6 protein-coding genes and 1 pseudogene are annotated in these 9,874 nt (G+C 69.0%); 5 read left to right on the top strand and 2 right to left on the bottom strand.

Features of this window, described 5'->3' with window-relative positions; translation table 11 throughout:
* Window positions 1-1,808: IucA/IucC family protein (locus tag BHU15_RS26960; RefSeq protein WP_069629562.1), on the top strand; the 1,808-nt coding region annotated here is incomplete at its 5' end.
* A gap of 38 nt (window positions 1,809-1,846) precedes the next feature.
* Window positions 1,847-3,817, top strand: coding sequence for an ATP-dependent DNA helicase (locus tag BHU15_RS26955; RefSeq protein ID WP_069629561.1), 1,971 nt, complete (start codon window positions 1,847-1,849; stop codon window positions 3,815-3,817).
* A 102-nt stretch (window positions 3,818-3,919) separates the two neighbouring features.
* Here the strand turns inward: BHU15_RS26955 and lexA are convergent, their stop codons facing one another.
* A complete protein-coding gene (gene lexA, locus BHU15_RS26950) occupies window positions 3,920-4,705 on the bottom strand; it encodes a transcriptional repressor LexA (RefSeq protein WP_031229318.1) in 786 nt (261 codons plus the stop codon).
* Window positions 4,706-5,269: 564 nt separating this feature from the next.
* Here lexA and nrdR point away from each other — a divergent pair.
* Entirely contained in the window at window positions 5,270-5,779 is a 510-nt protein-coding gene (gene nrdR, locus BHU15_RS26945; RefSeq protein ID WP_023538206.1) for a transcriptional regulator NrdR, read from the top strand.
* A gap of 243 nt (window positions 5,780-6,022) precedes the next feature.
* Window positions 6,023-8,920, top strand: a complete 2,898-nt coding sequence (locus tag BHU15_RS26940) for a vitamin B12-dependent ribonucleotide reductase (protein WP_069629563.1) — start codon at window positions 6,023-6,025, stop codon at window positions 8,918-8,920.
* A 145-nt stretch (window positions 8,921-9,065) separates the two neighbouring features.
* On the opposite strand, the gene BHU15_RS26935 is transcribed toward BHU15_RS26940, so the two are convergent.
* A complete protein-coding gene (locus tag BHU15_RS26935; protein ID WP_069629560.1) occupies window positions 9,066-9,596 on the bottom strand; it encodes a TerD family protein in 531 nt (176 codons plus the stop codon).
* Between the two features lie 179 nt (window positions 9,597-9,775).
* Here BHU15_RS26935 and BHU15_RS39425 point away from each other — a divergent pair.
* A pseudogene (locus BHU15_RS39425) lies at window positions 9,776-9,874 on the top strand (DUF4937 domain-containing protein); the annotation flags it as partial.

The following is a 9,874-nucleotide window of genomic DNA, read 5'->3' as shown; positions in this document are numbered from 1 at the left end:
CCGCCCCCCTCTTCACCCCGCCCGAGCTGACACCACGGCTCTGGGCCGGAGCCACCGCCCGCCTCCTCGCCAAACTCCTCGGCGAATTCGCGTACGAGGAGATCATCGAGCCCGTCGCACGCACCGGCTCCAACGGCGAGGCGCCCGGCCGCTACACCCTCGCGCTCGACGACGGCACCCCTCTCACCTTCACCGCCCGACGCGGCGCGTACGGCTCCTGGCGCGTCGACCCCCACTCCGTCGAGCACGCCGGAAAACCGTTCCGGGACCCCCTCCGCTTCCTCGTGCTCGCGCGCCGCCTCCTCGCGATCGACGGCGCCACCCTCGGCCACCTCGTCCGCGAACTGAACGCCACCCTCGTCGCCGACGCCAGGATCGACGGCACCGCCCTCACGGCCGCCCAGCTCGCCGACCTCGACTACGCCGAACTCGAAGGCCACCAGACCGGCCACCCCTGGCTCATACTCAACAAGGGCCGCATAGGTTTCTCCGCCCTCGACTCCACCCGCTGGGCGCCCGAGTCCCGTGCCCCCTCCCGGCTCCCCTGGCTGGCGGTCAGCACCGCCCTCGCCGCCTACCGGGGTGTCCCCTCCCTCGCCGTCCCCGAGCAGCTCTACGGCTCCGAACTCGACCCCGCGACCCGCGAGGCCTTCGCCTCCGTGCTCCGCTCGCGCGGCCTCGACCCGGACGCGTACCTCTATCTCCCCGTACACCCCTGGCAGTGGGACGAAGTGCTGCTGCCCCTCTACGCCGGGGAGATCGCCGCCGGTGCGATCGTCCCGCTCCCCACCGACGGCGACGTCAGGCTGCCGCAGCAGTCCATCCGTACGTTCCTCAACACCAGCCGGCCGGACCGGCACACGGTGAAGCTGCCCCTGTCCATCCTCAACACCCTTGTCTGGCGCGGCCTGCCCACCGAACGCACGCTCGCCGCTCCCGCCGTCACCGCCTGGATGCGCGGGCTCTACGAATCGGACCCCTTCCTCCGCGACGAATGCGGAGTGATCCTGCTCGGAGAGGTGGCGTCGGTGACCGTGACCCACCCGCTCTACGACCACCTCCCCGAGGTCCCGTACCAGTACAAGGAACTCCTCGGCGCGATCTGGCGCGAACCCCTCCCGTCCCGGCTCGCCCCCGGCGAACGCGCCCGGACCCTCGCGTCCCTCCTGCACACCGATCCACAGGGCCGCTCCTTCACCGCCGAGCTCGTGTCGCGGTCCGGGCTCCCCGCCGAGGTCTGGCTCGGCAGGCTCTTCGCCGCGCTGCTGCCTCCCCTGCTGCGCTTCCTCTACCGCTACGGCACGGTCTTCTCACCGCACGGGGAGAACGCCGTCGTCGTCTTCGACGACAGCGACGTCCCCGTCCGCCTCGCGATCAAGGACTTCGTGGACGACGTGAACGTCAGCGCCCGGCCCCTGCCGGAGCACGAGGCGATGCCTCGGGAAGTCAGGGACACCCTCCTTACCGAGGAGCCGTCCTTCCTCACCCAGTTCATCCACTCCGGGCTCTTCGTCGGCGTCTTCCGCTTCCTCGCACCGCTGTGCCAGGAACAACTGGACGTCCCCGAGCGGACGTTCTGGTCACTCGTACGGGCCGAAATCCTGCGACACCAGGCACGCTTCCCCGAACTCAAGGACCGTTTCGAGACGTTCGACCTGCTCACGCCCCGTATCGCGCGGCTCTGTCTCAACCGCAACCGGCTGCATCTCGACGGATACCGCGACCGCGCCGACCGCCCGCACGCCGCCGTGCACGGGACGGTCCCCAATCCGCTCGCCCTCCCGGCGGGCGGTGCGCACGGGACGTGATCGCCGTTGTCAGTGGTGAGCCGTAGGGTGGTCGGGCTATGACGAAGCCATCTCTCTCCGAGCTCCTCCATGCCGCCGTCACCGCTGTCGGCGGTGTGGAACGCCCAGGCCAGGTCACCATGGCCGAGGCCGTCGCGGAGGTCATCGACGACAACTCCCATCTGCTCGTGCAGGCCGGCACGGGCACCGGAAAGTCACTCGGCTATCTGGTGCCCGCGCTGGCGCACGGCGAGCGTGTCGTGGTCGCCACCGCGACCTTGGCCCTCCAGCGGCAGCTCGTGGAGCGTGACCTTCCGCGTACGGTCGACGCGCTGAGCCCCCTGCTGGGGCGCCGGCCCGAGTACGCCATGCTCAAGGGCCGCTCCAACTACCTCTGTCTGCACCGGCTCAACGAGGGCGTGCCGCAGGAAGAGGAGGACGGGCTCTTCGACCAGTTCGAGGCGGCGGCGCCCACGAGCAAGCTCGGCCAGGACCTGCTGAGGATGCGCGACTGGGCGGACGAGACGGAGACCGGCGACCGGGACAATCTCACGCCGGGTGTCTCCGACCGGGCGTGGGCGCAGATCTCGGTGTCGTCGCGTGAGTGTCTGGGCGCGACGAAGTGCGCTTACGGCGCCGAGTGCTTCGCCGAGATGGCACGCGAGCGCGCCAAGCTCGCCGACGTGGTGATCACCAACCACGCGCTCCTGGCGATCGACGCGATCGAGGGCGCGCCCGTCGTCCCGCAGCACGAGGTGCTGATCGTCGACGAGGCCCACGAACTGGTGTCGCGGGTCACCGGGGTCGCCACCGGCGAGCTCACGCCAGGCCAGGTCAACCGCGCGGTGCGCCGCGCGGCCAAGCTCGTCAACGAGAAGGCGGCGGACTCGCTCCAGACGGCCGCCGAGACCTTCGAGCGGCTGATGGAGCTGGCCCTCCCCGGCCGGCTCGAAGAGATCCCCGAAGACCTCGGCTACGCGCTGATGGCACTGCGTGACGCCGCGCGCACGGTGATCTCGGCGATGGGCGCCACCCGCGACAGATCCGTGCAGGACGAGGACGCCGTACGCAAGCAGGCCCTGGCGTCCGTCGAGTCCATCCACACGGTCGCCGAGCGGATCGCCAACGGCAGCGAGTGGGACGTGGTCTGGTACGAGCGCCACGACCGGTTCGGCGCGTCGCTGCGGGTCGCTCCGCTCTCCGTGTCGGGGCTGCTGCGCGAGAAGCTCTTCAGCGAGCGCTCGGTGGTCCTGACCTCGGCCACGCTCAAGCTCGGCGGCGACTTCAACGGTGTCGGCGCTTCGCTCGGCCTGGCCCCGGAGGGGACCGAGGGGGAGGACGTCCCGCAGTGGAAGGGCATCGACGTCGGTTCGCCCTTCGACTACCCCAAGCAGGGCATTCTCTATGTCGCGCGGCATCTCTCGCCTCCCGGCAGGGAGGGTTCGCGCGGCGACATGATGGACGAGCTCACGGAGCTGGTCGAGGCGGCGGGCGGCCGTACGCTCGGACTGTTCTCCTCCATGCGGGCCGCCCAGGCCGCCGCCGAGGAACTGCGCGGGAGACTCGACACGCCGATCCTGCTGCAAGGCGAGGAAACGCTCGGTGAGTTGATCAAAGCCTTCGCGGCCGACCCCGCGACGTGTCTGTTCGGCACGCTCTCGCTCTGGCAGGGCGTCGATGTCCCCGGGCCGAGTTCACAGCTGGTGGTGATGGACCGGATTCCGTTCCCGCGTCCCGACGACCCGCTGATGAGCGCCCGCCAGAAGGCGGTGGAGCAGGCCGGTGGCAACGGCTTCATGGCCGTGGCGGCCACCCACGCCGCGCTGCTGATGGCCCAGGGCGCCGGCCGGCTGGTGCGGGCCTCGGGAGACCGTGGCGTCGTGGCGGTACTGGACCCCCGGCTGGCGAACGCGCGCTACGGCAGCTATCTGCGGGCCTCGATGCCCGATTTCTGGTACACGACGGACCGCAATCAGGCCCGCCGCTCGCTGGCCGCCATCGACGCGCGGGCCAAGGCGGACGGCCGGTAGCCGGAAGGGCCGGGCCCGCCCGCGGTGGGGCTCGTGGCGGGCACAGCGAGGCCCCGGGACCGGCGCAGTAGGTCCCGGGGCCGGCCTGATGCCGGCGAGCCCTCACACCCGCCGCAGGACCGCCACAACCTTGCCGAGGATCGTCGCGTCGTCGCCGGGAATCGGCTGGTACGCCGCGTTGTGCGGGAGCAGCCACACGTGGCCGTCCTCGCGCCTGAAGCGCTTGACGGTGGCTTCGCCGTCCAGCATCGCGGCGACGATGTCGCCGTTCTCGGCGACCGGCTGACGGCGGACGGTCACCCAGTCGCCGTCGCAGATGGCCGCTTCGATCATCGAGTCTCCGACGACCTTGAGGACGAACAGCTCGCCGTCACCGACCAGTTGGCGGGGGAGCGGGAACACGTCCTCGACGGACTCCTCGGCGAGGATCGGTCCGCCCGCCGCGATCCGGCCGACCAACGGCACGTACGACGCGGCGGGTTTGCCGGTGGTGTCCGTCTGCTGGGTGCTCGGCTGGTCGGAGCCGCGGACCTCGTAGGCCCTGGGCCGGTGCGGATCCCTGCGCAGGAATCCCTTGCGTTCCAGAGCCATCAACTGATGGGCGACGGATGAGGTGCTGGACAGGCCGACGGCCTGGCCGATCTCGCGCATCGACGGCGGATATCCCCGCCGCTGCACCGAGTCGCGGATGACTTCGATGACCCGTCGCTGCCGGTCCGTGAGACCGGAGCTGTCCGCCCGGATTCCAGGAGGTCGGCCGGGCAGCGAGCGAGTGGGCTTTACGCCCTCCGGATTCGTGGCTGCGTCATTCATGGCATGCACCGGCTCGACTCGGCTCTGGGAGCGGTCCTGGGCGGTAATGGTGGCGCTGTCTGCGGTAGTGGTCACGTCGGCCCCTCTCGAAATGTTCTCCCTAGCTGGACAACGGTAGTTGCTTTCGAAAGGTTGCGCCAAACACACGTTCGAGTGAAAATCCCCGGAAGCGCTGACGTGGCAATATCCGGGGTGTATGTGGCGCGTATTCAGTGCCCTCCGCGCGGGTTGTCCCGCGCTCATCCACCGGGCGTCCACGGCTCATTGCGGAAATCCTCACCGCTGTCATGGCCGGGCCGGCCCGCGCCCAGTCTCTCACCGGGCGGCCCCGAATCGCGGTACGTTCCGGGCTCCCGTACTCTCGTGCCGGACCGCCTCTCGCCGCCGCCCGTTGGGCCTCGCGCGGGCTCGTGCCCGGCGCCGTACGGCCGCCGATCCGTTGCCCGCCGCGACACGCGCGACCGCTCCGAAGCGTGCGCCGACCCCACATGTAGTGGTTGGATTGGCTCAGTCGCCCAGAAGTAGTGGTCCCGGGTCTTTCCCGCCGGAGGCCATCGCCTATGCTGGAGACTGCTTCGCACGGCCCGTCCAGGGCCCGTCGAGGCTTCTCAGTCGTGCTGTGAAGGAGGGTCGGAAGCCATGCACTGCCCCTTCTGCAGGCACCCCGACAGCCGTGTCGTCGACAGTCGCACCACCGACGACGGGACGTCCATCCGACGCCGCCGTCAGTGCCCCGACTGCTCCCGCCGTTTCACTACGGTGGAGACCGCCTCGCTGATGGTGATCAAGCGCAGCGGAGTCACGGAACCTTTCAGCCGTACCAAGGTCATCTCCGGTGTGCGCAAGGCATGTCAGGGACGACCGGTCACCGAGGACGCTCTCGCCCAACTCGGCCAGCGGGTCGAGGAGGCGCTGCGCGCCACCGGCAGCGCCGAACTGACCACCCATGACGTTGGGCTGGCCATACTCGGCCCCTTGCAGGAGCTCGACCTCGTCGCGTACCTGCGCTTCGCATCCGTATACAGGGCGTTCGACTCGCCCGAAGACTTCGAGGCCGCCGTGGCGGAGCTGCGCACGCGGCCTCCTACTGAGGAAGGCGGGCCCGGCGGGACCCCCGCGGTCCCCGAATCCGTCACCGCTGCCGACTGACCGCATCCCGGTATCGGCACCGGCTCACCGTCACCGAGGTATGAAGGGTGACGGCCGATCGGTCATCGATCGGTTACCGATCTATCGCGACAGCTCAGCGACCGATCATCGGCGATCGTCGTTCCAGCGGCGATGAGACCCGTCACGAGCGCCCCACGAGGCGCCCGTGGCAACGGACACATCACTGTGCCATGGGAAGAACGTGGCACTTCAGGGCGTTTGCGCCTGTATATGGGAGGCGGCATGACAGAGACGGCGAGCGGTCCGACGGCACGAGGTTCCCGGAGCAAGGGACCCAAGGGCGGTAAGGGCCTGCGTATCGAGCGAATCCACACGACCCCCGGCGTGCATCCGTACGACGAGGTGGTCTGGGAGCGCCGGGACGTCGTCATGACCAACTGGCGCGACGGCTCGGTCAACTTCGACCAGCGTGGCGTCGAGTTCCCCGGCTTCTGGTCGGTGAACGCGGTCAACATCGTCACCAGCAAGTACTTCCGCGGGGCCGTCGGCACGCCGCAGCGTGAGACGAGCCTCAAGCAGCTCATCGACCGGATCGTGAAGACGTACCGGAAGTCGGGCGAGGACAACGCGTACTTCGCCTCGCCGGCGGACGCGGAGATCTTCGAACACGAGCTGGCGTACGCCCTCCTGCACCAGATCTTCAGCTTCAACTCGCCGGTGTGGTTCAACGTGGGCACCCCGCAGCCCCAGCAGGTCTCGGCCTGCTTCATCCTGGCCGTCGACGACTCCATGGAGTCGATCCTCGACTGGTACAAGGAAGAGGGAATGATCTTCAAGGGCGGCTCCGGCGCCGGCCTGAACCTCTCGCGGATCCGTTCCTCCAAGGAACTGCTCTCCTCCGGCGGCAACGCCTCGGGCCCCGTCTCCTTCATGCGCGGTGCCGACGCCTCGGCCGGGACGATCAAGTCCGGCGGTGCCACACGCCGCGCGGCCAAGATGGTCATCCTCGACGTCGACCACCCCGACATCGAGAACTTCATCGAGACCAAGGTGAAGGAGGAGGAGAAGATCCGCGCCCTTCGTGACGCGGGCTTCGACATGGACCTGGGCGGCGACGACATCACGTCCGTCCAGTACCAGAACGCCAACAACTCGGTCCGGGTGAACGACGAGTTCATGAAAGCCGTCGAGGCGGGCGGCAAGTTCGGGCTGCGCGCCCGGATGACCGGCGACGTCATCGAAGAGGTCGAGGCGAAGTCCCTCTTCCGCAAGATGGCCGAGGCCGCGTGGGCCTGCGCCGACCCCGGCATTCAGTACGACGACACGATCAACCAGTGGCACACCTGCCCGGAATCCGGCCGGATCAACGGCTCGAACCCGTGCAGCGAGTACATGCACCTGGACAACACGTCGTGCAATCTCGCCTCGTTGAACCTCATGAAGTTCCTCAAGGACGACGGCAAGGGAAACCAGTCGTTCGAGATCGACCGTTTCTCCAAGGTCGTCGAACTCGTCATCACGGCGATGGACATCTCCATCTGCTTCGCCGACTTCCCCACCCAGAAGATCGGCGAGAACACGCGCGCCTTCCGCCAGCTGGGCATCGGCTATGCCAACCTCGGCGCCCTGCTGATGGCGACGGGCCACGCGTACGACAGTGACGGCGGCCGCGCCCTCGCCGGCGCCATCACCTCGCTGATGACGAGCACCTCGTACAAGCGCTCCGCCGAACTGGCGGCGGTCGTGGGCCCGTACGACGGCTACGCCCGTAACGCCGAGCCGCACCAGCGCGTCATGAAGCAGCACGCGGACGCCAACAGCGCAGCCGTGCACGTCGACGACCTCGACGGCCCGATCTGGGCCGCGGCCACCGAGGCCTGGCAGGACGTCGTCCGTCTCGGCGCCAAGAACGGCTTCCGCAACGCGCAGGCCTCCGTCATCGCCCCCACCGGCACCATCGGTCTCGCCATGTCCTGCGACACCACCGGCCTCGAACCCGACCTCGCGCTGGTCAAGTTCAAGAAGCTGGTCGGCGGCGGTTCGATGCAGATCGTCAACGGCACCGTGCCGCAGGCGCTGCGCCGCCTGGGCTACCAGGAGGAGCAGATCGAGGCGGTCGTCGCCCACATCGCCGAGAACGGCAACGTGATCGACGCGCCCGGCCTGAAGCCCGAGCACTACGAGGTCTTCGACTGCGCGATGGGCGAGCGGTCCATCTCCGCGATGGGTCACGTCCGGATGATGGCGGCGATCCAGCCGTGGATCTCCGGCGCGCTCTCCAAGACGGTGAACCTGCCGGAGACGGCCACCGTCGAGGACGTCGAAGAGGTCTACTTCGAGGCGTGGAAGCTCGGCGTCAAGGCGCTGGCGATCTACCGCGACAACTGCAAGGTCGGCCAGCCCCTCTCCGCGAAGAAGAAGGAGCAGGTCGCTGAGAAGGCCGAGGACACCATCCGCCAGGCGGTGGAGAAGGTCGTCGAGTACCGCCCCGTCCGGATGCGCCTGCCCAAGGGCCGTCCCGGCATCACCACCTCGTTCACGGTGGGCGGCGCCGAGGGTTACATGACGGCGAACTCCTACCCGGACGACGGTCTCGGCGAGGTCTTCCTGAAGATGTCCAAGCAGGGGTCGACCCTCGCGGGCATGATGGACGCCTTCTCGATCGCGGTGTCCGTGGGACTTCAGTACGGCGTCCCGCTGGAGACGTACGTCTCGAAGTTCACCAACATGCGCTTCGAGCCGGCCGGTATGACGGACGACCCGGACGTGCGGCTCGCCCAGTCGATCGTGGACTACATCTTCCGGCGCCTCGCGCTCGACTTCCTTCCGTTCGAGACGCGTTCGGCCCTCGGGATCCACTCGGCCGACGAGCGTCAGCGTCACCTGGAGACCGGCTCGTACGAGCCGTCGCTGGACGATGAGGAGGGGATGGACGTCGAGAGCCTGGCGCAGTCCGCTCCGCGCCACGTGGAGCCGCTGAAGGCGGTGGGCCCGGCCGTGTCGTCCAACGCCGCGGAGGCACCGGCTCCGAAGCAGGCGCACACCTCGGCGGAGCTGGTGGAGATGCAGCTCGGCATCAGCGCCGACGCGCCGCTCTGCTTCTCCTGCGGTACGAAGATGCAGCGGGCCGGCTCCTGCTACATCTGCGAGGGCTGCGGATCGACGAGCGGCTGCAGCTGAGAACGGGCGGGACTGAGTCCCGTACCGGGACATAGGTCCTGAGTGGAGGGGCGTCGGCACAGGGTGCCGGCGCCCCTCTCCCGTGGCTCGCGCAGCGTTGGGCCGCGCCGCGTGTCCGGTCAGACGACCCGCGTGGCTGGCCCCGTCACACGCTGCCCATCTGCTCCGTGAACTCCTGCGGGTCGGCGTCGTCGAAGCCCCGGAGCACCGGCCGGAAATCCCACGTACCCGACTCGTCCCTGGTGAACTCGGCGATCGTCGCAGCCGTCGCCCCGGAGACGTCGGCGAAGTCGCTCGCCGTCAGCTCCACGAGGCCCTCCATGACCTGGACGGCCGGACGCGATATGTCGGCGAACGTCCGGCGCCCCTCGCGCTGCTGGATGACGACCCCCACCACCACGCGCACATAGTCCGAGCCCAGCCGGTCCAGCTCCAGTGTCATCACCTCGTCCGAGCCGAACCCCTGGCCCGTCCGGCTCTCCCTCTCCAGGATGATCGTCCCGTCGGGCGAGCGGCTGTCGAAGTGCACCAGATACGTCGGGCGGTCGCTGGGCGCGTCCGACGTGTACGTCGCGGCGACGATGTCCAAATCGTGGGGCGGCCGGCCCAGCGGGCTCGGATCCCATTTGAGGGTGACCTCAACCTTCTCGACGCCCCTCTTGAGACTGCTGCTCACCGGTCATCCCTCCGTACGTCCAATACCTCTGCGTACAAGGCTAGTGCGCGGGGCCGACAACACACGCCTCGTACCGGCCAGTTGACCGTCACTTGGCCATGACTCGCCACTCGGCGCGCGCCCGGGGCGGACTGCCGGGAGCGTGACCTGGGCCACGTTCGGCCCCGTACGATGGCGCGGTGCTGGTCAAGTGGATTCGCTGCACGGTGACGGACCGACGTGGTTTCGAACGGGGGCAGCGGAAATGGGCGGGGCTGCTCGGTGAGCCGGGATTCCGG

This window comes from Streptomyces niveus, assembly GCF_001723055.1.
GTDB lineage: Bacteria > Actinomycetota > Actinomycetes > Streptomycetales > Streptomycetaceae > Streptomyces > Streptomyces niveus.
Note: the sequence above shows the minus strand (reverse complement) of the source record. Positions and strands in the feature narration are given on the sequence as shown.

Coding starts and splice junctions, on each gene's coding strand:
- nrdR (WP_023538206.1), top strand. CDS start 5,270: ATGCACTGCCCCTTCTGCAGGCACCCCGACAGCCGTGTCGTCGACAGT.
- BHU15_RS26940 (WP_069629563.1), top strand. CDS start 6,023: ATGACAGAGACGGCGAGCGGTCCGACGGCACGAGGTTCCCGGAGCAAG.
- BHU15_RS26955 (WP_069629561.1), top strand. CDS start 1,847: ATGACGAAGCCATCTCTCTCCGAGCTCCTCCATGCCGCCGTCACCGCT.